Genomic DNA, 23,549 nt, shown 5'->3' with positions numbered 1-23,549 from the left:
CCGGGGTGATGCGGGATGCCGTCCGGCATGTCCCGGCCCCCGGCGGCCGAGCGGCATCCCACAATCGTCGATTTTGACAACCGTTTTCATTTTGCCGCATACTGGTCAGCATGATGTCAGGAAATTTCCGTCTGCGTGCCGCCGGTTTGCTCGCCGTGGGCACCCTGCTCGCCACGACAGCCTGCGGCACGGGCGCCGCTGAGACCACCGGCGCCGGCGAGGTCGTCACGGCCCTCTACCCGCTGCAGTGGCTGACCGAGCGGGTCGGCGGAACCGACATCACCGTCACCAACCTCACCGCTCCCGGCGTCGAGCCGCACGACCTGGAGCTCACCCCCCAGCAGGTCGCCGAGATCGCCGGGGCGAAGATGGCCGTCTACATCAAGGGCGTGCAGCCCGCCGTCGACGAGGCCGTCGAGCAGCACGCGGCCGACAGGAGCTTCGACGCCGCCACCGCGGTCAAGACCCTCGAAGCCGCCCACGAAGAGGGCCACGAGGGCGAGACCGAGCAGGAGCACGCCGAGCACGAGCACGAGGTCTCCTACGACCCGCACCTCTGGCTCGATCCCTCCCGCCTGGCCACCGTCGCCACCCAGCTCGGCGACAGGCTCGCCGCCGCCGACCCCGCGCACGCCCGGGGCTTCAAGGACCGGGCCGCCAAGACCGCCGCCGAACTGACCGCGCTCGACGCCGAGATGGCCAAGGGCCTGGGCACCTGCACGAGCAAGACGCTGGTCACCAGCCACGAGGCGTTCGGCTACCTGGCCGACCGCTACCAGCTCAAGCAGGTCGGCATCACCATCGACCCCGACAGCGAGCCCTCCCCCGCCCGCCTGGCGGAGGTGGCGAAGCTGGCCAAGGACGAGAAGGTGACTACCATTTTCACCGAGACCCTCGTCAGCCCCAAGGTCGCCGAGGTGCTCGCCGGAGAGGTGGGGGCCAAGACCGCGGTGCTCGACCCCCTGGAGACCGGACCGGAGCAGGGCGACTACCTGTCGGCCATGCGCGCCAACCTCCAGACCCTGCGGACCGCACTGGGATGCTCTTGACAGACACGACTTTCGCGATGACCGGCGGCCAGGTGACCCTGGACCGCCGTCACGTGCTTCGCGGCATAGATCTCACCATCTGCCCCGGCGAGGTGGTGGCCGTGCTCGGCGCCAACGGCTCGGGCAAGTCCACCCTGATCAGGGCCCTGCTCGGGCTGACCCCGCTGTCGGCGGGCCGGACCCTGGTGTACGGCACGCCGCCCGCCAGGTTCCGCGAGTGGTGGCGCGTCGGCTACGTGCCCCAGCGCCTGCAGATCGGCGGCGGCGTGCCCGCCACGGTCCGCGAGGTCGTCGCCTCCGGCCGGATCGCCCGCCAGAAGCGGCTGCGCCTCACCAGCGCCGCCGACAAGCAGGCCGTGACCCGAGCCCTGGAAGCCGTGGGCCTGGCCGGCCGCGCGGGCGACCGGGTGCAGGACCTGTCGGGCGGCCAGCAGCAGCGGGTGCTCATCGCCCGCGCGCTGGCCGGCGAGCCCGACACCTTCGTCATGGACGAGCCGACCGCCGGCGTCGACGCCGAAAGCCAGCAGCTCCTGGCCGACACCCTCAAGTCGCTGGTCGCGGCGGGCAAGACCATCGTGCTCGTGGCCCACGAGCTGGGCCCGCTGGAGCCGCTCATCACCCGCGGGGTGGTGGTGCGCGACGGGCTGATCGCCCACGACGGGCGGCCGCCGCAGCCCGAGGGCGAGTGCGCCCGCCCCGGCCACGAGCACCTGCACCCCCACTCGGGCGAACGCGAGCCCGGCAGCCCGCTGGAGAGCTGGCAGGTCAAGCCGTGAACGTTTCCCGAGCCTACGAGACCACCCAGGTGACACCGTGATCGAGCTGCTCAAGCTGCCCTTCTTCCAGCAGGCCCTGGTGGCCGCGCTGCTGGTGGGCCTGTGCGCGCCCGCCGTGGGCACCTTCATCGTGCAGCGCCGCCTGGCCCTGCTCGGCGACGGCATCGGCCACGTGGCGCTGACCGGCGTGGCGCTCGGCTTCCTCACCGGCACCGCCCCCGTCGTGACCGCGATCATCGTCAGCGTCGCCGGGGCGGTGGCCATCGAACTGGTGCGCGCGCGGGGCCGTACGACCGGCGACGTGGCCCTGGCGCTGCTGTTCTACGGCGGCATCGCGGGCGGCGTGCTGCTCATGGCCATCGCGCCTGGCGGCAGCAACGCCAAGCTCAACTCCTACCTGTTCGGCTCGATCGCCACCGTGGCCGCCGAGGACCTGTGGATCATCGCGGGCCTGGCCGTGGCGGTGATCGGCGTGGTCGTGGTGTTCGGCCGCGAGCTGTTCGTCCTGTGCCAGGACGAGGAGGTGGCCAAGGCCAGCGGCCTGCCGGTGCGCTTCCTGTCGATGGTGATCGCCATCACCGCCGCGCTCACCGTGGTCATCGCGATGCGCGTCGTCGGCCTGCTGCTGGTCAGCGCGCTCATGGTGATCCCCGTCGCGACCAGCCAGCAGTTCACCAGCGGGTTCCGGGCGACGATGGGGCTCGCGATGGTTTTCGGCGTGGTCGCCGCCGTAGGGGGCCTGCTGAGCTCTACGCTCTCTGCGAAGGTTCCCCCCGGTGCGGCGATCGTCCTGGTGTCTCTCGCCGGATTCGTTCTGGCGCTCGGACTGGGTAGATTCGTTCGCCGCAGAAAGGAGTCCGCAGCATGAGCAGCCGCCGCGATGCCGTCCACGACATCCTGCGCAGCAGCGACAGCTTCCGCAGTGCCCAGGATGTCTACGCCCAGCTGCGTTCCGACGGCGCGAAGATCGGCCTGACCACCGTCTACCGGGCGCTCCAGGCGCTGGCCGACGGCGGGATGGTCGACGTGCTGCGCACCGACGACGGCGAGTCCGTCTACCGCGCGTGCACCACCGACTCCCACCACCACCACCTGGTCTGCCGCGCGTGCGGCCGCACGGTGGAGGTCGCGGGGCCCGACGTGGAACGCTGGGCCGAGGCGGTGGGCGCCGAGCACGGCTTCACCGAGGTGACTCACACGGTCGAGGTCTTCGGCACCTGCGCCGAGTGCTCGGCCTCGCGCACCTCGCGCTGAGCCCGCCGCGAGCCGTACAGCACGCCGAGCACGATCACCGCGCAGCCCCCGAGCTGCAGCCACGAGGGCCGCTCCCCCAGCAGCACCGCCGACAACGCCATCGTCGTCATCGGCTGCACGAGCAGCAGCAGGGCGGTCAGGGCCGCGGGCTGCCTGGGCAGCGAGTAGGTGATCAGCAGCCAGCCGATGAGCTGCGGCCCGAGCGCGAGCAGCAGCAGCCAGCCGTGCGCGGGCCACGAGGGCGCCAGGTCGGCGCCGCCGAAGAACGGGCTGAGCGCCACGATGGCCAACGCCGCCACCGTCGTGGCATGCGCCAGCGGCCCCGCCGTGCGCTGCGGAGCGGCCTTCATGAGCAGCAGGAAGGCCGCGTACGCCAGCGACGTGGCCAGCCCGGTCAGCACGCCGAGGCCCGGGTCGCTGCCGTAAGCGGCGCTGTCGAAGATCCCGGAGATCAGCACGACGCCGCCGAACACCACGGGCGTCGAGATCATCAGATTCCTGCTCGGCCGCTCGCGGAAGATCGCCCAGGCGGCGAAGGCGACGATGAAGACCTGCAGGTTGCCCAGCACGGTCGCCAGGCCCGCGCCCACGTAGGCGATGGTGTGGTGCCAGAACAGCAGGTCGAGCGCGAACAACACGCCCGCGGCCCACGACAGCCAGAGCCCGCGGCGCGGCATCGGTCCCAGCCTGCGCCGCTCCAGCCACGCCAGCAGGACCATGGGAGGCACCGCGTAGGCGCAACGGTAGAACGCCGAGGTGGCCGGGGAGACGTCGGCCAGCCGTACGAGCAGGGCCGACGTGGAGATGATCAACGCGCCCGCCACCGCGATGGCCACGGTACGGCGATGTGCACTCACAGAAACCCCCGATGGCCTACCGCAGCGATAGTCTTCACGCTAGGACCGGGCGCAGTCAGGAGTCAATATGCCGTTTGGCCATGACATGGTGCATTCGCTGGGCACCGTGGTCACGCTGGTCAACACCTCGCCGGCGACCTCCGCGGGCGAAGAGCTGCTCGACCTCGACGAGCTGCGCGCCCTCGTCGACGCGCGGCAGATCAGCGGCATCGGCGAGCTCACCCAGCGCGACCTCGACCAGGCCCGCCGGGTACGCGACGCCTTCCACGAGATCTTCTCCGCCACCGACCGCGCCGACGCCATCCGGCTGCTCAACACGCTGCTCGAGGGCACGCGCATCACGCCGCGCCTGGCCGAGCACGACGGGCACCCGGTGCACGTCCACTACTTCGCCCCCGGCGCCGCCCTCGCCGAGCACCTGGCCGCCGACTGCGGCGTCGCGCTCGCCCACCTGCTGGTCGAAGACGAGTGGGAGCGGCTGCGCACCTGCTCGGCGCCCGACTGCGAGCGCGTGTTCGTCGACGAGTCGCGCAACCGGTCGCGCGTGTACTGCGACAGCCGCACCTGCGGCAACCGCATGCACGTCGCCGCCTACCGCGCCCGCCGCCGCGCCTGACGGGAACGCCCCATTCGCCCCCTTCGTTGGAGCGGGCGTGGATCTCGAAGAGTGCGCCGCCCTCGTCCGGCGCGGTGACCACCTCCGGCGGCAACGAGACGCCGTGACGCACCAAGCCGGCGAGGTGCAGCACGCGGTGGCCGAGCTCAAGCGCCGGGTGGCCGAGGAGGAACGCGACGTCGCCAAGCTGGAGAGCGGCTTCAGCGGGTTCCTGGCCGGCCTGACCGGCACCCGCGATGAGAAGCTCACCCGCGAGCGCGCCGAGGCGCGGGCCGCTTGGCAACTGCTCGCAGGCGAGTCAGAGCGCCTGGCCGATCTCCTGGAGGATCTGGCAGGCATCGAACGGGAGCTGGGGCGGCTCGGCGACGCCTATGTCGCCTACCCGGCGCTGCTGGCCGCCAGGGAGCGCGACATCCTGGAGCGCGACGAGCCGAACGCCGCGCGGCTGGCGGAGCTGGGCACGCTGCTGACCGACGTGGGCGAGGCCGTACGCGAGCACGACGAGGCCCGCCAGGCCGGGCTCACCGCGCAGCGCGAGGTCGCCGCAGTGCTCAAGCTGCTCGACTCGGCACGGAGCGCCTCCGGCTGGGACGTGATGGGCGGCGGCCTCGTCGCCGACGCGTTCGAGCACGACCGGCTGAAGCAGGCGGAGCGGGCCGCCTGGAAGGCCCAGCGGGCGCTCGACCTCTTCGCCCGCGAGCTGGCCGACCTCGGGATCCGGGCCAAGCCGACGTTGCCCGAGGTCGACACGCGGTGGTTCGTCGACACGTTCTTCGACAACATCATCACCGACGCGATGAAGCACGACCGCATCAAGCAGACCCGCCGGGGTGTCCAGGAGGTCGCACGCTGGGCCGAGCGCATGCTCGCCGCGATCGTCAACGGCCGCGAGGCCGCCGCCCAGGACCGGCTGCGGCTGCTGAGCGAGCGCGAGCGGCTGCTCGTCTCACCCGAAGCGGACTGAGCGGGCCCGAGCAGCCTCAGCCGAGCTCCTGGAGCGCCCCTCGGGCGGCGTCGGCCACCGGGCGGCGTGCGCCCTCCTCCCCCAGCGTGAGCACGTGCTGCAGCGCCAGCCCGTATGCCACGTCGAGCGCGTCGTCCGCCGCCACCTTGAGGTCCGGCTGCACCCCGGCGCCCCCCCAGTTGGTCCCCGTCACCGGGTTGATCGCCCGGCCGCTGGGCACCGCCGACTTCAGGTGCGGCCCGATGTAGTAGCGCGTTCCCGGGTGGGCGCCGCCGCGCGTGGTCTCGCCGACGATGGTCGCCCGTGACCGCGACTGCAGGTTGTAGGAGAGCTCCTCGGCGCCCGAGAAGGTGTAGGCGCTGGTGAGCACGTACACAGGCTTCTCGCCGCCGTATCTGGCGCCGGGCACGTAGGGCAGCGTCCAGTACTGCTCGGTGGTGTCGCTCGCGCGCCAGTACAGCGAGTTGAGGTGGGTGGGCTCGTCGAACAGGTAGCTGCACAGCAGGGCGATCATGTTGGGCGAGCCGCCGCCGTTGCGCCGCAGGTCGACGATGAGGGCGTCGGCCCCGGCCACCAGCGTCATGGCGGCCGTGGCGCGCTCGCCCGCCAGCCCGGCGTCGTAGAGGCTGCGGATGTCGAGCAGGCCGACGTTGCCCGCGAGGAGTTCCACGCGCGCGAAGCCGTACGCGCAGAGCCCGGCCTGCTCGCGGTAGGCCTCCAGGTCGAAGGCGTCGTGCTCGGGCACGACCTCGACGCTGTGGAGCAGCCGCAGGTGCTTGTCGCCGTTGACCGACTGCAGGTCGCGGGTGACGGCCTCGGCGAACGCGGCGTCGTCGTCGAGGCCGGTGTAGGAGCCCTCCGCGATGCGGCCGCGCAGGACCGCCACGATCTCGTTGGCCACGTCGGGGAAGACGTAGTGGTCGGACACCTGCGAGCAGAGCAGGTCGAGCTGGTCGTTGCGCGAGGTCATGGGGGCAACCTTCTCACCGGGTGTGCCCCCGCCGCATCCCGGATTTATCCGGTGACCTCGTTCGGCACGGCCCCGCCGTACCGCCTGTCGCGCTTGGCGAAGACCTCGCAGGCCTCCCACAGGTCGCGGCGGTCGAAGTCGGGCCACAGGCGGTTGAGGAACACCATCTCGGCGTAGGCCGACTGCCAGAGCAGGTAGTTGGAGAAGCGCTGCTCGCCGCTCGATCGCACGAACAGGTCGACCTCGGGGATGTCGGGCTCGTCGAGGTAGCGCGCGAAGACCTTCTCGTTGACCTTCCTGGGGTTGACCCTGCCGTCGGCGATGTCCTTGGCGAGCTTGAGCGCCGCGTCGACGATCTCGGCCTGCCCGCCGTAGTTGACGCAGAACTGCAGCGTCAGCTTGCGGTTGTCCCTGGTCATCTCCTCGGCGGTCTCCAGCTCCGAGATGACGCTCTTCCACAGGCGCCCCGGCCGCCCGGCCCAGCGCACGCGCACGCCCATGGCGTGCAGTTCGTCGCGGCGGCGGCGGATCACGTCGCGGTTGAAGCCCATGAGGAAGCGCACCTCCTCGGGCGAGCGCTTCCAGTTCTCCGTGGAGAAGGCGTAGGCGCTGAGGTACGGCACGCCGAGCTCCAGGGCGCCCTCGATCACGTCGAACAGGGAGGACTCGCCCGCCTTGTGCCCCTCGGTGCGCGGCAGGCCGCGCTGCTTGGCCCAGCGGCCGTTGCCGTCCATGACGATGGCAACGTGCCGGGGCACCAGATCACGCGGGATCGGCGGCGGCGTCGCACCGGAGGGATGGGGGGAAGGCGGACGGTGGCTCTTCACGCGGTGGGCTCCCTTTCTACGTGTCGCAGAGAGCGTATGCCGTGTTCGAGGTGCCATTGCAGGTAAGCGGCGACCAGGCCGCTGCATTCGGCCCTGTGCCGCCTGTCGGAGACGTCGGCGCTGGCCCAGTTGCCCTTGAGGAGCGCGCCCATCAGGGTGAGGGTCTCGAGAGCGGGTACGGCGGAGCCGGCGGGCCTGCACGGCCCGCACACCGCCCCGCCTGCGACGATGGCGAAGGCGCGCACGGCGGGAGCCTGGCATCTGGCGCACTGGTGGATGGCCGGGGCGTATCCGGCGACCGCCAGGGAGCGCAGGAAGAACGCGTCGAGCACCAGGCGTGCCTCGTGGCTGCCGTCGGCGAGGGTGCGCAGCCCGCCGACCAGGAGCAGGAACTGCTTGAGCGCGGGTTCCTTCTCGCCGTGGGTGAGCTTGTCGGCGGTCTCGAGCATGGCGTGCCCGGCGGTGTAGCGGGGGTAGTCGTGCGCGAGCGCCTCGCCGTACGGGCGGAGCGTCTCGGCCTGGGTGATCACATCGAGCGTGCGTCCGGTGTGGAGCTGCAGGTCGACGTGGGTGAACGGCTCCAGGCGCGCGCCGAAGCGCGAGGTCGTGCGGCGCACGCCCTTGGCCACGCCACGGATCTTTCCTGTGCGTTTTGTAAGAATTGTGACGATGCGATCGGCTTCGCCCAGTTTGGAAGTGCGCAGCACAACGCCTTCGTCACGATACAGACTCACCTGCGTATTCTATGGAATGCAGCGCTCCCAAACCTCGGATGCACGGGCTTTACTCAAGGCTCACTAGACTTTGACGTCTGCCCCGTCCTTCGCCCCCTCCGAAAGGGAGACATGCCTCGCGTTGTCCTGCTGGGCTCCTCGCCCGGCCATGACGCCGCCCCGACCGGCCTCCGGCTGAGCGCGCTCCCCGGCACCCCCACCGTCGCCGAGCGTCTGCACAGCCAGGTCCTCTCCCTGGACCCGCAGCCCGCCACCGTCGCCCACGGCGACCTGGCCACCATGCTGCGCACCCTGGCCGATGTCGCCGAGGCCGCCACCGAGAACCTCCTGATCCTGCCCGACAACTCCGTCGTCCACGACGAGCTGCTCTACCAGCTCCACAAGGCCAAGCGCGCCGCGCAGGCCCTCGTGGTCAAGGAGCCGCGGCCGGAGACCAACGGCGAGGAGACCGACGAGATCCCCATCGACGAGGCGGCGCCGGAGATCGGCGACCGCACCCTCGAAGGGCTCATGGTCCGCACCCGCGCGGGCAAATCCAGGGTGATCTCGGTCGGCACCGCCCACCACGCGGTGACCCGGCCCAACACCGTCCTCCTGGGACCGCTCCACCTCAACGTGCGCCACGCCCCCGTGCTGGCCCAGACCTGCCGCGAGCTGGCCGAGCTGACGCACCTGTTCGGCCCGGAGGACGACCTGATCCAGCTCGTCGTCTTCGGCCTCGTGCGCCAGGGCGTCTCCGTCGGCATCCGCGGCCGCCGCGACCTGTTCTTCCGCCGGGTCGCCACCCAGGCGGAGGCCAACGAGGCCAGCGCCGAGATCGGCGGCATGGACGAAGACCGGGCCCGGCTCAACAACGCAGTCAAGGGCGCCGACGGCTTCTTCACCACCTACTTCGTCAGCACCTACTCCCGCTTCATCGCCCGCTGGGCTGCCAGGCGCGGGCTGACCCCCAACCAGGTCACGCTGATCTCCATCGCCCTCGGCGTGGCCGCCGCGGCCTGCTTCGCCACCGGCGAGCGCCTGGGCATGGTCGCGGGCGGCATCCTCATCTACTTCGCCTTCGTCTTCGACTGCGTCGACGGCCAGGTCGCCCGCTACGCCCGCAAGTTCGGCGTGCTCGGCGCCTGGCTCGACGCCACCTTCGACCGGTTCAAGGAGTACGTCGTCTTCGCCGGCCTCGCGGTCGGCTACGTCGTCACCGGTCACGGCGACGAGATCTGGACCCTGGCCATGGCGGTGATCGGCCTGCAGTCGATCCGCCACCTGCTCGACTTCTCGTACGGCGCCGCCAGCCGTCGCAAGCCGCCCAGGCCGCTGCCCACGCTGGAGCTCACCGCCCCCGACGACCAGCCGCTGCGCAAGCAGCTGGAGATCCGGCGCAACGAGCGCAGCGGCGGCATCCGCGGCCTGCTGAAGATGTGGACCAAGGCCGGCAAGTACAAGTCCGTCCACTGGGCCCGCAAGATGCTGGTCTTCCCCATCGGCGAGCGGTTCGCGGCCATCGCGATCACCGCCGCCTTCTTCGACGCCCGGATCACCTTCCTCACGCTGCTGATCTGGGGCACCGTCGCCGCCTGCTACTCCCTCTCCGGTCGTCTCCTGAGGTCGCTCGCATCATGATCACCCAGCCGCAGGCCCTGTCCACCGACACGCCCGACCCCGACGAGGAGCGCCGCAGGGTCCAGACCGCCCGCCTGCTCGCCTACCGCGACGACGGCCCGCTCGTCCACGCCCTGGCGCCGCGCCTGGGCAAGGGCCTGCCGCCCGTCCCCACGCTGCTCGTCGCGGTCGTCGCGGTCATCGGCCTGGCCGTGGCCGGGCAGCTCACCTCGGGCTTCTGGCTCCTGGTCCCGTCGCTGATCGCGCTGGTCCTGGTGCTGCCGACCGCCGCGCGCGACCACCTGGGCCGCTTCGACTGGCTGACTCCCCCGCTGGTGCGCGGGCTGGAGTTCCTGATCATCATCCTGGTGGGCCTGGCCGCCGACGCGCCGCGCTGGCTGCTGTTCGTCCTGCTCTACGTGGTCGGCTACCACACCTACGACACCGTCTACCGCACCCGCCAGAGCATCTGGCCGCCCGCCTGGGTCTTCCACGCCGGGCTCGGCTGGGAGCTGCGCCTGCTGATCATCGGCGTGGCCGCGGCGGCCGGGCAGCTGACGTGGGTGCTCGCGGTCCTCACCGCCTACCTGCTGGTGCTCTTCTCGGTGGAGAGCGTCTACAGCTGGGTCAAGCTCGACAAGGCCTCCGCGCAGGCGGGCGCCGACGCCGAGCAGGACCTGGAGGCCTCTCCCGAGGAGGTCCAGGAGGCCAACACCGGCGAGGCCGACAAGGGCTGACGCCCCGCGACGTCTCCGCGCGGCCCCCGTCCCTCACCCGAGGGCGGGGGCCGCGCTGCGTTGGGTGTCCGCATCTGCGAGGGATACCGGCGATACGGCTTGCAGATGCGCGTGCCGATCGGTGATCGTGGGCATGAAGGCCGTGACGAGGAGGGCGCTGGTGGAGCAGATCGATCGTCGTGCCGAGGGCCTGACGGCGCTGTCCGGTGACGTGCGCGTCCCCGCCTGGCTGAGCGTGGCGACATTGCGGTCGATGCCGCAGCGGGAGATGACGGTCACCTTCGAGTGCCGCAGCTCGGGGCCGAGGCGTCACTACTTCACCGGCCCCCTGCTCATCGACGTGCTGCGGGCAGCGGAGCCGCTGTTCGCGTCGGGCGACCGCAGAGACCGGCTGCGGTTCCTGGTCACCGTGCTCGGGCGCGACGGTCACCGGGTGGTGCTGTCGTGGGGCGAGATCGACCCGGAGTTCGGCAACACGGCCGCCCTGCTGGCCGTCAGCATCGACTGCCGGGAGCTCGACGGGCGCGGGCCGCACCTGGTGATGCCCGGCGACCGCTGCGGGGCACGGCACATCGGCGAGGTCACCGACATCAGGGTGATCTCGGCGGACCCCCTCTGGGAGTGAGCCCGCCGAGATCGCGCGCGTCAGGCCGGGCAGCCCGGCCGCGTCGCCCCTCAGGCAGGGCAGCCCGCCGGTCAGGCCGGGTAGGCGTGGGTCTCCGTGGCCTTCACCGAGGCCCAGATCTCCTGGCCCGGCGTCAGGTCGAGCTCGGAGACCGCCGCGGGCGTGATGTCGGCGAAGGCGCTCACCGGCCCGCTCAGGTGCACGCGCATGTTGTCGCCGTGCCGTTCGACGCCGTCGATGCGGGCCTGCCAGACATTGCGCGGGCTGCCGTCCGGCCGGGTCCGGTAGAGCGCGACGGCGGCGGGAGGGAAGGCGACGAACACCGCCCCCTCCATCGCGTCCGCGGCGCTGAGCAGCAACTCGCCCACCTCGACCCGGTGCCCGTCGGCCACCCCGCGATACAGGTTCAGCCCCACCAGCCTGGCCACGTAATCGGTGCGCGGGCGCCGCGCGACCTCGGCCGGGGCGCCCTGCTGCACGACGGAGCCGTTCTCGACGACCACGAGCCGGTCGGCCAGCACCATGGCGTCGAGCGGGTCGTGGGTGACCAGCACCGTCGCCCCGTCGAACTGCGCCAGGTGGCGGCGCAGCTGCGACCTGACCTCCAGCCGGGTGTGCGCGTCGAGGGCGGCCAGCGGCTCGTCCAGCAGCAACAACCCCGGCCGTACGGCAAGCGCGCGGGCCAGGGCGACCCGCTGCGCCTGCCCTCCCGACAGCTGGCGTGGCCTGGAGGAGGCGTGACCGGCCAGCCCGACCTGCTCCAGCAGGGCGGCAGCCGTACGGCGGGCCTCGGACTTGGAGACGCCGCGGCAACGCGGCCCGAACGCGACGTTGTCGAGGGCGGACAGGTGCGGGAAGAGCAGGTAGTCCTGGAAGACCATGCCGATGGGGCGCTGCTCGGCGGGCCGGGTGTGGATCGGCTGCCCGTCGAGGACGATCTCCCCCCGGGTCAGCGGGATCAGCCCCGCCAGGGCGCGCAGGGCGGTGGTCTTGCCCGCCCCGTTGGGCCCGAGCAGCGCGACGACCTCGCCCGGCGCGACGTCGAGCTCGATGTCGAGGGCGAAGGCGGGCCGGGTGACGACCAGGTGCGCCCTCACGAGATCCACCGGTCGCGCAGGCTGGCCAGGATGACCACCGAGACGGCCAGCAGGACCAGGCTGAGGACGATCGCCGCCTCGGGCTCGGTCTCCAGCGCCAGGTAGACGGCCAGGGGCATGGTGCGGGTGGTCCCCGGGAAATTGCCCGCGAAGGTGATCGTCGCGCCGAACTCCCCCAGCGCCCGCGCCCAGCACAGCACCGCTCCCGCGACGACGCCCGGCATGATCATCGGGAGGGTCACCCGGCGGAAGACCGTCATCCTGGAGGCTCCCAGGGTGGCGGCGGCCTCCTCGAAGCGCCGGTCGGCGCCGCGCAGCGCGCCCTCGACGCTGATGACCAGGAACGGCATGGCCACGAAGGCCTCGGCGACGACCACCCCGGCGGTGGTGAAGGGCAGGGTGAGGCCGAACGTGCTCTCCAGCCACTGGCCGACCAGGCCGCGCCGCCCCAGGACCAGGAGCAGGGCGACGCCGCCGACCACCGGGGGGAGCACGAGAGGGACCGTCACCAGCGCGCGCACCAGGCGGCGGCCGGGGAAGTCCACCCTGGCCAGGAGCCAGGCGAGGGGCACGCCGAGCACGAGGCAGAAGGCGGTGGCGATGGTGGCGGTGACCAGGGAGAGCCTCAGGGCCTCCAGGACCTGCGGCTCGGCCAGGCGCTGCGGCAGGGTCGACCAGGGCACCCTGACCAGCAGGCCGGCCAGCGGCAGCACCAGGAACGCCAGCCCGAGCACGGCGGGCACGACCAGCATCCACGGCAACCGCCCAGCCTTGAGCCGCCCGGCTTCGAGCCCCTCGGCCTTCGGCGGCCCGGCCTCGGGACCTCCGGTTGCCTCGTCGGCTCGGGTCGGGCCGGGCTCCGCCGGCGACTCGTCCGGCATGGGCGGGTCTGGTGGTCGCTCGTCGGGGCCGGGCACCGCGTGTCCCCTCACACCTGGCCGGTGACGCGGTCGTGGCCGGGCAGCTCGACGACCACGTTCGTGGACTTGATCACCGCCACGGCCACCACCCCCGGCTCCAGCCCCAGCTCGTCGGCGGCCTGGCGGCTCATGAGCGACACCACCCGGTGCGGCCCCGCCGCGATCTCCACCTGCGCCATCACCGCGTCACGGATCACCTCGGTCACGATCCCGCGGAAGCGGTTGCGCGCCGAGGACCGCCCGCCGTCCTCGCCCGCCCCCACCTGGGCGCGGGCGAAGGCCGCCAGGTCGGCGCCTTCGACCCGCCGGTGGCCGTGCTCGTCGCGCCCGGCGGCCAGCCTGCCCGCGTCCACCCACCGGCGCACGGTGTCGGCGCTGACCCCCAGCAGGGCAGCGGCCTCGCTGATCCGGAACGTCGTCACAAGCCCTCACCACACCTTTCGCACCTGCGAGCCTAGACGCCCATCCTGCCTCGTATGAGCGGCCCCGGCACACGGCGGCCCCTGGCGGGCCATGACAGGTCCGGATCCCGCCAGCGATCCCGTGCCCGCGGGGCGACCATCGAGGTATGGAACTCAAGGTCAGAGGCATTCACCCGGACGTGGTGCGAACGCTGCTGGAGACGGACGACGCGGGCCGCCGCCCGGTGCTCAAGGTGGATGACGAGGGTGGCAGCCCGCTGCGCTGCTGCCTGACGAAGGCGCGGCCGGGCGAGCGGATCGCGCTGCTGTCCTACGCCCCGCTGCGCAGGTGGGCGGCGGAGACGGGCGTGGATCCGGGCGCCTACGACGAGGTGGGCCCGGTCTTCGTGCACGCGGAGCCGTGCGAGGGTGTGCGGGAGGCGGGCTGGCCCGAGGCGCACACCGCGCATCGCATGTTGCGGGCCTACACCGCGCAGGGCACGATCGCCGGGGGCGAGTACCTGGCCAAGGGCGAGGACCCCGAGGTGGCGCTGAAGGAGCTCCTGGAGGATCCGGGCGTCGCCGTCGTGCACGTGAGGGCGGTGGAGTTCGGCTGCTTCCAGTTCGAGGTGCGCAGGGCGAGTTGACGGTTTCCAGGTCGCGAGGCGAATTGACGGTGGCGCGCTCTACACTGCGCGGATGACCGCCGAATTCGATCTCGACCTGGGCGAAGGCCGCACTCTCCACGTCTACGACACCCTGACGGGCGACATCCCGGTCTTCTGGCACCACGGCACCCCCAACATCGGCGCCCCGCCGCGGCCGCTGTTCCGTCCCGGGGTGCGCTGGATCTCCTACGACCGCCCCGGCTACGGCGGCTCGACGCCGAGCCCTGGGCGCGACGTCGCCTCGGCCGCGCAGTACACCGCGAGGGTCGCCGCCGAGCTGGGCCTGGAGCACTACGTCGTGATGGGGCATTCGGGCGGCGGAGCCCACGCGCTGGCCTGCGCGGCGTTGTCGCCGGGCAGCGTGCGGGCCGTCGTGAGCATGGCGAGCCCGGCTCCCTACGACGCGGAGGGGCTCGACTGGTTCGGCGGCATGACCCCGTCAGGGGTGGCATCGCTGCGAGCAGCGGCCCGGGGCCGGGAGGCCAAGCAGGCGCACGAGGCGGTCGCGGAGTACGACCCCGAGATGTTCACGCCCGGCGACCACGCGGCCCTCGACCAGGATTGGGCGTGGGTCGGCAGCGTGGTCGGCCCGGCGCTGGACGACGGTCCTGGCGCCCTGATCGACGACGACCTGGCCTACGTCGCGCCGTGGGGGTTCGATCCCGCGCGGATCGCCGTGCCGGCGCTGGTGCTGCACGGCACTCAGGACCGGATGATCCCCAGCACGCACGGCCGCTGGCTGGCGGACCGCATCCCCGGCGCGCTCGCGCGGGAGGGCGCGGGCGACGGGCACATCACGATCCTCCGCTCGGCCCCCGGGGCGCTCGACTGGGTGCGCGACAACTGGTGACCAAGGACAAGGCCCGGGGCTGACTTTCGTCAGTGCCGGGGCCCCCGGGGTGATCCGTAGCTTCTTCCCCATGACGAAGAAGACCCTCACCGCAGCACTGGCCGCCGCTTTGATCACCGCCGGGGCCGTCGCCGCCGCCCCCGCTCAGGCCGCCGTCCAGCTGGAGATTCCCCCCGTGACCGGGCAGAGCCCGGTCGGGCGCGAGGTGCTGCACCTCGTCGACGGTGACCGCGTCGACCCGTGGACCGGCAAGGGCCCGCGCGAGCTGATGGTCTCGATGTACTACCCGGCCCGGACGGGCGGCGGCTCGACCGCTCAGTACATGACCACCGAGGAGGCGCGCCTGCTCCTGCGGGGGCAGAAGCGTGACCAGCCCGGCGCGGCCGAGATGGTCAGCGCGACCAAGGTCAACGCGAAGGCCGGGGCCGCCCCGGCGCGTGGCCGCCACCCGCTGGTCGTGCTGTCGCCCGGCTTCACGCTGCCCCGCGGGCTGCTCACCGGCCTGGCCGAGGATCTGGCCAGCCGCGGCTACGTCGTCGCGGCCGTGGACCACGCCAACGAGTCGTACGGCACGGCCTTCCCCGGCGGAAGGATCACCACCTGCGTGGCCTGCGACAAGGTGAAGGACGGCGGCCTGGCCAAGGTCGCCGAGGGCAGGGCGAAGGACGTGTCGTTCCTGCTCGACCGGCTCACGGGACCCCGTCCGGCCTGGCCGTACGCGAAGATGATCGACAAGAGCCGCATCGGCATGGCGGGACACTCCATCGGCGGCAACGCGGCCGCGCAGGTCATGGCGGAGGATCGCCGGGTGCGCGCGGGCGTGAACCTCGACGGCACCTTCTTCACCCCGGTCGACGGCCTGAAGCGGCCCTTCATGATGGTCGGCACGCGCAGCGGCCACTCCCCCGGCGGCGTGGACGCCTCGTGGGACCGTTCGTGGCCGAAGCTCGGCGGATGGAAGCGCTGGCTGACCGTGGAGAAGACGGGGCACCTGAGCTTCGTCGACCTGCCGGTGCTGGGCGCCCAGCTCGGCATGGTCGACCCGACGGCGCCGCTGTCGGGCAAGCGTTCGGGCGAGATCCCGCGCGCCTACGTGGGCGCCTTCTTCGACCGGCACCTCAAGGGCGAGAACGAGCCGCTGCTCGACGGGCCTGCCAAGGACAACCCCGAGGTGGCCTTCCACCAGCCGTAGGGATCACGCCGCGCGAGCGCGGGAGGCCGCCGACAGCAGGCGGGCTCCCGCGTTCCGCGCGGCGAGGCCGTACCTGGTGGCGGGGACGAGCAGCCGCGACGCCGGGGCGACGAGGCGCTGCTTGGGGATGGTCAGCGCCCGGTGCCGCGCCTCGTAGGCGCGGAAGGCGGCGCCGTGGTCGCGCGGATGCGCGGCGAGGGACTCGGCCAGCGTGAAGGCCCCGGCCATGGCCAGGGTGGAGCCGTCGCCGAACAGCGACACGCACGAGGCCGCGTCGCCGAGCAGCACGATCCGCCCATCGGACCAGGCGCCCAGGCGCACCCGGCTGACGGCGTCAAAGAACAGGTCGTCCGCCTGCCGTACCTGCTCCAAGAGGTACGGCACGCGCCAGCCCGCGCCTGCGTAGGCGGCGGCGAGGATCTGCTTGTGCCGGGCGGTGTCGCGATGGTCGAGGCCGGGCACGGCGGGAGCGCGGAACATGAAGGCGGCCCCCGGCTGACCGGCGCCGGGATGCAGGGCCACGGCCCGGCCCGGCGCGTTGTGCATGGTCACCTCGGTGGGGTCCAGGTCGAGCCCGGCGATGGGCAGCGTGGCCACGTACATGCCCAGGTGGGAGGCGAAGCGCTCCTCCGGGCCGAAGGTCAGGCGGCGCACGGCCGAGTGCAGGCCGTCGGCGCCGACGACCAGGTCGAAGCGGCGGGGAGCGGCGTTCTCGAAGGTCACCTCGACGCCCGCGGAGTCCTGGCGCATCGCGGTGATGGTGTCGTCGTAGAGGTAGCCGGTGCTGTCCTGGCCTGCCTCGGACAGGATGCGCGCCAGGTCGGCGCGGGGCAGCTCGATGTCGGCCGACGACATGGGCATGCCGGCGACCCTCCGGCCCCGGCGGTCGACGAAAGGTCCTACGAGGGCACGACCATCGCCGACATCGCCGAGGCGGCCGAGATCGGGACCCGGACGTTCTTCAGCTACTTCGCGAGCAAGGAGGAGGTGCTCTACCCGGAGAGCGACGGGCGGATCGTGGCCGTCCTCGAGGCGATCGCCACGCGCGGGGCCGACGACGGGCCCGCGGACGTGCTGCTGAGGGCGCTGCGCGAGGTCAACCGCGACAGCGACGACATGGTGGGGCGCACGGCGGCGCTGCGGATGCGGCTGATCAGGACCGTGCCTGCCGTGCGGGGGCGAGGGCTGCAGCTGCAGCTCGACGCCAAGCGCGAGATCGCCCGGCACCTGCACGCGGCCTTCCCCGGGGAGCTCGACGAGGTGGGCGCGGCGGCGCTGGTGGGCGCGTTCGTCGGGGCCGTCACAGGGGCGCTGCAGGTGCTGCTGGAGGAGGCGGGCGACGACCTCGACACCATGCGCCGCCGCATGAGCGAGGCCACCGACGCCGCCCTCGGCCCCTGGATGCGCGACCGGCAGAGCTGAGCGGGGTCGAGCCTAACGGCCGAGGCCTGCCACGAACGCGGTCATGGCCGCCGTCGCCCTGGCCAGGTTCTCCACCGAGCCCACCGGGTCGCCCATCAGCTCAAGGGCGTGATCGGCCCCCGTCAGCTCCAGGTATTCCTGCCCCGTCCTCTCCGCCGCCCCCGGAGGCCAGGACACGTCGCGGGTGCCGCCGATGAGCAGGGTCGGCGCGGTGGCCAGCCCGATTGCGCGCTCCATGCCGTCGATGTGGAGCAGCGGCGTCAGCCAGATCGCGGGCAGCGCCCGCTCGGCGGCCAGGGGCGCCGCGAGTGTCCCCAGCGACTTGCCCACCAACATGACGCTCCCGGCGCCCTCCCGGCCGAGCGCCTGGCGGGTCTGCCCGTCCACCCAGGCCGCGCTGTCGTCTCCGGCGAGGTCCTCCGGCACCTCCCACCAGATCTCCTGCACGGTCCAGTCGTGGGCGAGCAGCGCCTTGCGCGCGTAGTGGAGCAGCGGCCTGGCCACGCTGTAGCCGCGGCCGGGCAGCAGGAGCGCGACCCGTGACGGGTCGCCGGCGATCCGGGTCGAGGCACCGTAGATCTTGTCCGGGAACATGCGCCCACGCTAGCGGCCCAGCAGCGGGTCCCACCCGACGATAATTCACATCATGAGCACGCTCCCCGTGATCGACCTGACCCGGCCCGACGACCAGGTAGCCGACGAGATCGGCCAGGCCTGCCGCGACAACGGCTTCTTCTACCTGTCAGGCCACGGCGTCCCGCCCGAACTGATCAAGCGGCTCGACTCGGCCGCGAGGCGCTTCTTCGACCTCCCCGAGCACGTCAAGGCCGAGATCTCGATGGAGCGCGGCGGCAGGGCGTGGCGCGGCTTCTTCCCCGTCGGCGGCGAGCTGACCTCCGGCAGGCCCGACCTCAAGGAGGGCGTCTACTTCGGCAAGGAGGAGCCCGCCTCCGGCCTGCCGCTGCGCGGCCCCAACCTCTTCCCCGCCCAGGTCCCCGAGCTGGGTCCGGCCGTCCTGGAGTACCTGGAGGTCATGACCCGCACGGCGCAGCGTGTCATGAGCGGCATCGCCCGCAGCCTGGGCCTGGACCCCGGCTACTTCTCGAACGGCTACACCGCCGACCCGACCGTGCTGTTCCGCATCTTCCACTACCCGCCGAGCGAGCCCGACGCCGACGGCTGGGGCGTGGGCGAGCACACCGACTACGGCCTGCTGACCCTGCTCCTGCAGGACGACAACGCCGGGCTCCAGGTGCACACCCGCGACGGCTGGATCGAGGCCCCGCCGATCGAGGGCACGTTCGTGTGCAACATCGGCGACATGCTCGACAAGCTGACCGGCGGCCTCTACCGCTCGACGCCGCACCGGGTGCGCAACCTGAGCGGCAACGAGCGGCTGAGCTTCCCGTTCTTCTTCGATCCCGGGTGGGACTCCGAGGTGCCGCCGCTGCCGTACACGCCCGGCGGACGGGCCCGCTGGGACGGCCAGGACCTGCGGGCCTTCACCGGCACCTACGGCGCCTACCTGCTGGGCAAGGTGTCGAAGGTCTTCCCGCAGCTCGGAGCCGAGGTATTGCCGGGCGAGCGCCAGTAGCCCCGCCCCTGGGCGTCACGAGCGCGCGACAAGCGGTATACAGGACTCTCGTGGAACTGGATCGGCTGGATCGTGACATCATCGGCGCGCTCGTCGAGGACGCCCGGGCGACGTATGCCGAGATCGGCGCGGCCATCGGCCTGAGCGCCTCGGCCGTCAAACGCCGCGTCGACCGCCTGCGCGAGTCGGGCGCGATCACCGGCTTCAGCGCCCGCGTCTCCCCTCAAGCGCTGGGGTGGACCACCGAGGCCTACGTCGAGCTCTTCTGCGCGGGCAAGACGAAGCCCTCCGACATCGCCCTGGCCGTCATGAGATTCCCGGAGGTGGTGAGCGCGGCCACCATCACCGGGGAGGCCGACGCCCTGCTCCACATCCGCGCAACAGACGTGCGCCACGTCGAGCGGGTCATCGAACGCATCGCGGCCGAGGCGTTCGTGGTGCGCACGAAGTCCGCGATCGTGCTCTCGCGCCTGGTCGACGCCACCCCCGGCACGGCCGTCCCCGCGGAACGCAACGGATCGGCAAACCCCGCCTAGAAACGCAACAGACCCGCGCCAACACGCAAGGCGTAGCGCTTGGCCTGCGCAAACACCGGTTCCTAGCATTGCTCCGTTGACCCTGGTCACGATCCCCTCAATGACGACGGAGACCATGCATGCCCAAGCACTTCCTGATGTGCCGCCCCGAGCACTTCGCGGTCGAATACGCCATCAACCCGTGGATGGATCCGGCCAAGGGCGCCGATCGCGACCGGGCGATCAGCCAGTGGGAGACGCTGAAGGCCGCCTACGAGGAGCTGGGCCACCAGGTCAGCCTGATCGACCCCGTCGAGGGTCTGCCCGACATGGTGTTCGCCGCCAACGGCGCCCTCGTGGTCGACGGCCGTGTGTACGGCGCGCGCTTCGCCTTCCCGGAGCGCGGCCCCGAAGGCCCCGCCTACCTGCGGTGGTTCCGTGACAACGGCTTCGGCAAGACCCTGGAGGCGGGCTTCGTCAACGAGGGCGAGGGCGACTTCCTCACCCTCGACGACGTGATCCTGGCCGGCACCGGATTCCGCACCGATCGCTCGGCCCACCTGGAGGCGCAGGAGTTCCTCGGCCGCCCCGTGGTGACCCTCCAGCTGGTCGACCCCCGCTTCTACCACCTCGACACCGCTTTGTTCCCGCTCGACGGCAGGAATATCGCCTACTACCCCGGAGCGTTCTCTCTAGGGAGCCAGGAAGTGCTGCGCCGGATGTTCCCGGACGCGATCCAGGCGACCCTCGCCGACGCCGAGGTTCTGGGCCTCAACGCGGTGAGCGACGGCAGCCATGTCGTCATCAATGTCGAGGCAAATGACCTGCAACTCGAGCTGAAGCGCCGAGGATACGAGGTCATTCCGGTCGACCTGTCCGAGCTGCGCAAGGCAGGCGGCGGTCCCAAGTGCTGCACCCTGGAGATTCGATGAGCAAGACGACCGAGCAGATCGAGATCAGCGAGCGCCGTAGCGCGCACAACTACCACCCGCTGCCGATCGTGATCCACGAGGCGCACGGCGCGTGGGTGACCGACGTCGAGGGCAAGCGTTACCTGGACTTCCTGTCGGGCTACTCCAGCCTGAACTTCGGCCACGGCAACGAGAAGATCATCGAGGCCGCCCAGGAGCAGCTGCGCAACCTGACCCTCACCAGCCGCGCCTTCTACCACGACCAGTTCGCGCGCTTCGCCGCCGGGCTCGGCGACCTCACCGGCAAGGACATGATCCTGCCGATGAACACCGGCGCCGAGGCCGTCGAGACCGCGATCAAGGTGTCGCGCAAGTGGGGCTACGAGGTCAAGGGCGTCGCCGCCGAGCAGGCCAACATCATCGTCATGGAGGACAACTTCCACGGTCGCACCACCACGATCGTGAGCTTCTCCACCGACCCCGACGCCCGCACGAACTTCGGCCCCTACACGCCGGGCTTCAAGATCGTGAAGTACGGCTCGGCGGAGGCGATCCGAGAGGCGATCGACGCCAACACCGTCGCCGTCCTGGTCGAGCCCATCCAGGGCGAGGCGGGCGTGCTGGTGCCGCCGGACGGCTACCTCACCCAGGTCCGCGAGATCTGCACCGAGAACAACGTGCTGATGATCGCCGACGAGATCCAGTCAGGCCTCGGCCGTACCGGCAAGACCTTCGCCTGCGACCACGAGGGCGTCGTGCCCGACATCTACGTCCTGGGCAAGGCCCTGGGCGGCGGCGTCGTGCCCGTGAGCGCCATCGCCGCCGACGCCGGCGTGCTCGGGGTCATCAAGCCCGGCCAGCACGGCTCCACGTTCGGCGGCAACCCGCTCGCCTGCGCGGTGGGCAACGCCGTCATCGAGATCCTCAACACCGGCGAGTTCCAGGAGCGCGCCACCCGGCTCGGCGCGATCCTGCACGAAAGGCTCGCCACCCTCGTCGGCAAGGGCGTCGTGACCGTGCGCGGCCGTGGCCTGTGGGCGGGCGTCGACATCGACCCGTCGCTGGCCAGCGGACGGCAGATCTCCGAGGCGCTGATGGCCCGCGGCGTGCTCGCCAAGGACACCCACGGCTCGACGATCCGGCTCGCGCCGCCGATCGTGATCTCCGAGGAAGACCTGCTGTGGGCGGTCGACCGCCTCGCCGAGACGATCGCGTCGTTCCAGTAGCCGGGTGCTCCGGTACGGCTCGGCCGAGCCGTACCGGAGTGCTCAGCGGGTCGGGACCGGGGTGAAGGTGACGCTGTCCGACTCGGGGATCGGGGTCGGCAGGACCGACCCGGCCGGCTCGGGGGTCAGCGTGGAGCGGATCTCGAGCTCGGGCTGCTCCTCGTCGGGCACGGTCGTCGAGGGCGAGGGCTGCGGCGTCATCCAGACATGTCCCGTCTCGGTCGGCGACGGCACCGGCTGCTGCGCGGGACCGGCCAGGCAGCCGCCGTCCCTGACCGCCTGGGGCGCCTCCACCAGCGTCTGCGTGATGCGAGCGGAGGTGCGCGTGCCCCCGCCCGTGATCCGGCTGCCCAGGAACGTGAACGTCTCCGGGTCGAAGACGAGGTGCTCCATGACGGTGACCTCGCCGCCGCCGGGTAGGCCCACCCCCACGGTCTCGAAGCGCACCGCCGGGCCCGTGCGCCCGGCTCCGTCGGCGACGTTCTCCACCACCTGAGCGCCCGGCAAGGCCTTGATCGCCTCGAACAGTGCCCGGCGCTGAGCCGGCGGCAGGTAGGTGTCCTGGAGGAACGGCTCCAGCTCCCAGAACTCGACCTGCTCGCCGTCGCCGACCATGCGCGCCTCCAGCCACTCCCTCATCGCCGTCGGGTCCTCGGGCAGGCCGCCGAGGTAGGTGTAGTCGACGCGGGCGACATCGAGGCTCTGCGGGCATTCGGCCCGTCCGAAGGCGACCGACTCCGGCGGGATCCAGTGCGGCACCTCGCCCCCTGCATTCTCGGTGATGCCCAGGCCGTTTCGCTGGTCGACCGGCTGCCAGGTGCGGGTGTGGAAGGTCGTCGTCCGGCCGTTCTCGTCGGTGTAGGCATGCTGTGTCTCGATCACCACGAACTGCCCCGGCCGCGGGTCCAGCTCCGGCAGCACGGCGACCGCCGCCTCGTCGCTGCCACCTCCGCCCGACAGCACGACCGTGACCCCCGCCACCAGGGCGATCGTCAGGGCGAACGCCGCCAGCGCCGGCTGGAGGAACCGCGGGCGCCGCACCCGGCGCTCCAGCCGCTGCCGCGTTCTGGCGCGTGCCTCGTCCGGGTAGGGCGGGGCGCCGGGCCGGTTGTCGGCGAAGAAGCGGATCTCCTCATCCATGGTGGAACTCCTCGGGAAGGGCCCGTCGGACCTTGGCGCGCAGCCGGTGCAGGCGGGAGCGGACGGTGCCGACGGGGACGCCGAGTGCGAGCGCCGCATCCTCGTAGGTCAGGTCCGCCCAGGCGAGCAGGAGCAGCAGGTCGCGTTCGCCGGCGTTGAGCCTGGTGAGCGCCCTGGCCAGGCGTGGCTGCAGTTGCTCGGCCGTCACGCGTTCTGCGCTGCGATCGTCGAAGCCGTCGGGCCGCTCGACGGCCAGCCGGGCCATGGCCCTGGCGCGCCGCATCTCGGCCCGGCGGTGCCCGGCGATCTTCCTGGTGGCGATGCCGTAGAGCCAGGGCCGGGCGTCCGACCGGGTCGTGTCGTAGCCGGAGCGGCGGCGGAAGGCGGTCAGGAAGACCTCTCCCACCACGTCCTCGGCGAGCTCGGGACCCAGCCGCCTGGCGGCGTAGCGGAAGATCTCGTCCGCGTGCCGGTCGAAGAGCTGGGCGAACATCTCCGGCTCGCCTAACGAACGCCCGATCAGCGTGGCGTCGTCGAGCGTGAGCACCTTCGTGGTCCTCTCGGGGGTGGGCGGGCTTACACCCTGTCCTTGGCCGCTGCGCCGC

At 71.9% G+C, this 23,549-nt stretch carries 28 protein-coding genes and 1 pseudogene; 18 read left to right on the top strand and 11 right to left on the bottom strand.

Features of this window, described 5'->3' with window-relative positions; genetic code table 11:
• The first annotated feature begins 110 nt into the window (after positions 1–110).
• From ACIBH1_RS06220 to ACIBH1_RS06205, 4 genes are read left to right on the top strand one after another with little or no spacing between them, the layout of a single operon-like run.
• Positions 111–1,049, top strand: a complete 939-nt coding sequence (locus ACIBH1_RS06220) for a metal ABC transporter substrate-binding protein (RefSeq protein WP_397312503.1) — start codon at positions 111–113, stop codon at positions 1,047–1,049.
• 17 nt (positions 1,050–1,066) lie between these two features.
• Positions 1,067–1,825, top strand: coding sequence for a metal ABC transporter ATP-binding protein (locus tag ACIBH1_RS06215; RefSeq protein ID WP_397313089.1), 759 nt, complete (start codon positions 1,067–1,069; stop codon positions 1,823–1,825).
• Between the two features lie 37 nt (positions 1,826–1,862).
• On the top strand, positions 1,863–2,693 hold the full coding sequence (locus tag ACIBH1_RS06210) for a metal ABC transporter permease (RefSeq protein WP_181607969.1): 831 nt from the start codon (positions 1,863–1,865) through the stop codon (positions 2,691–2,693).
• The gene (locus ACIBH1_RS06205; protein ID WP_397312502.1) at positions 2,690–3,079 is read left to right on the top strand and encodes a Fur family transcriptional regulator; all 390 of its coding nucleotides are present in this window, start codon (positions 2,690–2,692) and stop codon (positions 3,077–3,079) included. Before ACIBH1_RS06210 ends, ACIBH1_RS06205 begins: the two co-directional genes overlap by 4 nt.
• Here the strand turns inward: ACIBH1_RS06205 and ACIBH1_RS06200 are convergent.
• Entirely contained in the window at positions 3,019–3,936 is a 918-nt protein-coding gene (locus tag ACIBH1_RS06200) for a DMT family transporter (RefSeq protein ID WP_397312501.1), read from the bottom strand. The genes ACIBH1_RS06205 and ACIBH1_RS06200 overlap by 61 nt on opposite strands.
• Before the next feature lie 67 nt (positions 3,937–4,003).
• Here ACIBH1_RS06200 and ACIBH1_RS06195 point away from each other — a divergent pair, with 67 nt between their 5' ends.
• Together ACIBH1_RS06195 and ACIBH1_RS06190 are read left to right on the top strand one after the other, a co-directional pair.
• A complete protein-coding gene (locus ACIBH1_RS06195; protein WP_397312500.1) occupies positions 4,004–4,552 on the top strand; it encodes a CGNR zinc finger domain-containing protein in 549 nt (182 codons plus the stop codon).
• 103 nt (positions 4,553–4,655) lie between these two features.
• Entirely contained in the window at positions 4,656–5,516 is an 861-nt protein-coding gene (locus ACIBH1_RS06190) for a hypothetical protein (RefSeq protein WP_397312499.1), read from the top strand.
• A gap of 16 nt (positions 5,517–5,532) precedes the next feature.
• Here the strand turns inward: ACIBH1_RS06190 and ACIBH1_RS06185 are convergent, their stop codons facing one another.
• The 3 genes from ACIBH1_RS06185 to recO are packed head-to-tail and all read right to left on the bottom strand — an operon-like array spanning position 5,533 to position 8,047.
• Positions 5,533–6,486 carry a S41 family peptidase gene (locus ACIBH1_RS06185; protein WP_397312498.1) on the bottom strand — a complete coding sequence of 318 codons (954 nt, stop codon included), beginning with the start codon at positions 6,484–6,486 and terminating at the stop codon, positions 5,533–5,535.
• A 44-nt stretch (positions 6,487–6,530) separates the two neighbouring features.
• Positions 6,531–7,313, bottom strand: a complete 783-nt coding sequence (locus ACIBH1_RS06180; protein WP_397312497.1) for an isoprenyl transferase — start codon at positions 7,311–7,313, stop codon at positions 6,531–6,533.
• Complete coding sequence (gene recO, locus ACIBH1_RS06175; RefSeq protein ID WP_397312496.1) at positions 7,310–8,047, bottom strand: DNA repair protein RecO; 738 nt, start codon at positions 8,045–8,047, stop codon at positions 7,310–7,312. Before recO ends, ACIBH1_RS06180 begins: the two co-directional genes overlap by 4 nt.
• Before the next feature lie 111 nt (positions 8,048–8,158).
• Here recO and ACIBH1_RS06170 point away from each other — a divergent pair, with 111 nt between their 5' ends.
• The 3 genes from ACIBH1_RS06170 to ACIBH1_RS06160 all read left to right on the top strand — a co-directional run bounded on the left by ACIBH1_RS06170 (position 8,159) and on the right by ACIBH1_RS06160 (position 11,008).
• Positions 8,159–9,667 carry a CDP-alcohol phosphatidyltransferase family protein gene (locus tag ACIBH1_RS06170; RefSeq protein WP_397312495.1) on the top strand — a complete coding sequence of 503 codons (1,509 nt, stop codon included), beginning with the start codon at positions 8,159–8,161 and terminating at the stop codon, positions 9,665–9,667.
• Complete coding sequence (locus ACIBH1_RS06165) at positions 9,664–10,383, top strand: DUF5941 domain-containing protein (RefSeq protein ID WP_397312494.1); 720 nt, start codon at positions 9,664–9,666, stop codon at positions 10,381–10,383. Before ACIBH1_RS06170 ends, ACIBH1_RS06165 begins: the two co-directional genes overlap by 4 nt.
• Before the next feature lie 133 nt (positions 10,384–10,516).
• Positions 10,517–11,008 (top strand): hypothetical protein, encoded by a 492-nt coding sequence (locus tag ACIBH1_RS06160; protein ID WP_397312493.1) that lies wholly within the window; start codon positions 10,517–10,519, stop codon positions 11,006–11,008.
• A 71-nt stretch (positions 11,009–11,079) separates the two neighbouring features.
• Here the strand turns inward: ACIBH1_RS06160 and ACIBH1_RS06155 are convergent, their stop codons facing one another.
• The 3 genes from ACIBH1_RS06155 to ACIBH1_RS06145 form a co-directional block, all read right to left on the bottom strand.
• Positions 11,080–12,114: an ABC transporter ATP-binding protein gene (locus tag ACIBH1_RS06155; RefSeq protein WP_397312492.1), complete on the bottom strand. Its 1,035-nt coding sequence runs from the start codon at positions 12,112–12,114 to the stop codon at positions 11,080–11,082.
• Positions 12,102–12,857 carry an ABC transporter permease gene (locus ACIBH1_RS06150; RefSeq protein WP_397313088.1) on the bottom strand — a complete coding sequence of 252 codons (756 nt, stop codon included), beginning with the start codon at positions 12,855–12,857 and terminating at the stop codon, positions 12,102–12,104. Before ACIBH1_RS06150 ends, ACIBH1_RS06155 begins: the two co-directional genes overlap by 13 nt.
• A 176-nt stretch (positions 12,858–13,033) precedes the next feature.
• Entirely contained in the window at positions 13,034–13,447 is a 414-nt protein-coding gene (locus ACIBH1_RS06145; protein WP_397312491.1) for a molybdopterin-binding protein, read from the bottom strand.
• 146 nt (positions 13,448–13,593) lie between these two features.
• Here ACIBH1_RS06145 and ACIBH1_RS06140 point away from each other — a divergent pair, with 146 nt between their 5' ends.
• The 3 genes from ACIBH1_RS06140 (at position 13,594) to ACIBH1_RS06130 (ending at position 16,136) form a co-directional block, all read left to right on the top strand.
• Entirely contained in the window at positions 13,594–14,073 is a 480-nt protein-coding gene (locus tag ACIBH1_RS06140; protein ID WP_397312489.1) for a DUF1203 domain-containing protein, read from the top strand.
• 52 nt (positions 14,074–14,125) lie between these two features.
• Positions 14,126–14,944 (top strand): alpha/beta fold hydrolase, encoded by an 819-nt coding sequence (locus ACIBH1_RS06135; RefSeq protein WP_397312488.1) that lies wholly within the window; start codon positions 14,126–14,128, stop codon positions 14,942–14,944.
• Between the two features lie 70 nt (positions 14,945–15,014).
• The gene (locus tag ACIBH1_RS06130) at positions 15,015–16,136 is read left to right on the top strand and encodes an alpha/beta hydrolase family protein (RefSeq protein ID WP_397312487.1); all 1,122 of its coding nucleotides are present in this window, start codon (positions 15,015–15,017) and stop codon (positions 16,134–16,136) included.
• Between the two features lie 3 nt (positions 16,137–16,139).
• On the opposite strand, the gene ACIBH1_RS06125 is transcribed toward ACIBH1_RS06130, so the two are convergent.
• Entirely contained in the window at positions 16,140–16,997 is an 858-nt protein-coding gene (locus ACIBH1_RS06125; RefSeq protein ID WP_397312486.1) for an FAD-dependent monooxygenase, read from the bottom strand.
• Here ACIBH1_RS06125 and ACIBH1_RS06120 point away from each other — a divergent pair.
• Together ACIBH1_RS06120 and ACIBH1_RS06115 are read left to right on the top strand one after the other, a co-directional pair.
• A pseudogene (locus tag ACIBH1_RS06120) lies at positions 16,926–17,117 on the top strand (helix-turn-helix domain-containing protein); the annotation flags it as partial. The gene ACIBH1_RS06125 and the pseudogene ACIBH1_RS06120 sit on opposite strands and share 72 nt — an antisense overlap.
• 6 nt (positions 17,118–17,123) lie before the next feature.
• A complete protein-coding gene (locus ACIBH1_RS06115; protein ID WP_397313109.1) occupies positions 17,124–17,558 on the top strand; it encodes a hypothetical protein in 435 nt (144 codons plus the stop codon).
• Between the two features lie 12 nt (positions 17,559–17,570).
• Here the strand turns inward: ACIBH1_RS06115 and ACIBH1_RS06110 are convergent, their stop codons facing one another.
• The gene (locus tag ACIBH1_RS06110; RefSeq protein WP_397312485.1) at positions 17,571–18,152 is read right to left on the bottom strand and encodes a hypothetical protein; all 582 of its coding nucleotides are present in this window, start codon (positions 18,150–18,152) and stop codon (positions 17,571–17,573) included.
• Positions 18,153–18,204: 52 nt separating this feature from the next.
• On the opposite strand from ACIBH1_RS06110, the gene ACIBH1_RS06105 reads away from it, so the two are divergent.
• From ACIBH1_RS06105 to rocD, 4 genes are all read left to right on the top strand, one after another.
• A complete protein-coding gene (locus ACIBH1_RS06105; protein WP_397312484.1) occupies positions 18,205–19,152 on the top strand; it encodes an isopenicillin N synthase family dioxygenase in 948 nt (315 codons plus the stop codon).
• Positions 19,153–19,202: 50 nt separating this feature from the next.
• On the top strand, positions 19,203–19,688 hold the full coding sequence (locus ACIBH1_RS06100) for an Lrp/AsnC family transcriptional regulator (RefSeq protein ID WP_397312483.1): 486 nt from the start codon (positions 19,203–19,205) through the stop codon (positions 19,686–19,688).
• A 119-nt stretch (positions 19,689–19,807) separates the two neighbouring features.
• The gene (ddaH, locus tag ACIBH1_RS06095; protein ID WP_397312482.1) at positions 19,808–20,599 is read left to right on the top strand and encodes a dimethylargininase; all 792 of its coding nucleotides are present in this window, start codon (positions 19,808–19,810) and stop codon (positions 20,597–20,599) included.
• Positions 20,596–21,804: an ornithine--oxo-acid transaminase gene (rocD, locus tag ACIBH1_RS06090; RefSeq protein WP_397312481.1), complete on the top strand. Its 1,209-nt coding sequence runs from the start codon at positions 20,596–20,598 to the stop codon at positions 21,802–21,804. The genes ddaH and rocD overlap by 4 nt, the downstream gene beginning before the upstream one ends.
• A 42-nt stretch (positions 21,805–21,846) precedes the next feature.
• Here the strand turns inward: rocD and ACIBH1_RS06085 are convergent, their stop codons facing one another.
• Positions 21,847–22,944 (bottom strand): hypothetical protein, encoded by a 1,098-nt coding sequence (locus ACIBH1_RS06085; protein ID WP_397312480.1) that lies wholly within the window; start codon positions 22,942–22,944, stop codon positions 21,847–21,849.
• A complete protein-coding gene (locus ACIBH1_RS06080) occupies positions 22,937–23,491 on the bottom strand; it encodes an RNA polymerase sigma factor (protein ID WP_397312479.1) in 555 nt (184 codons plus the stop codon). Before ACIBH1_RS06080 ends, ACIBH1_RS06085 begins: the two co-directional genes overlap by 8 nt.
• Positions 23,492–23,549 lie beyond the last annotated feature (58 nt).

The organism is Nonomuraea sp. NPDC050663 (assembly GCF_044456985.1).
In the GTDB taxonomy this organism is placed as follows: Bacteria; Actinomycetota; Actinomycetes; order Streptosporangiales; family Streptosporangiaceae; genus Nonomuraea.
The sequence above is the reverse complement of the archived record's forward strand: the minus strand, read 5'-3'. Positions and strand labels throughout refer to the sequence as shown.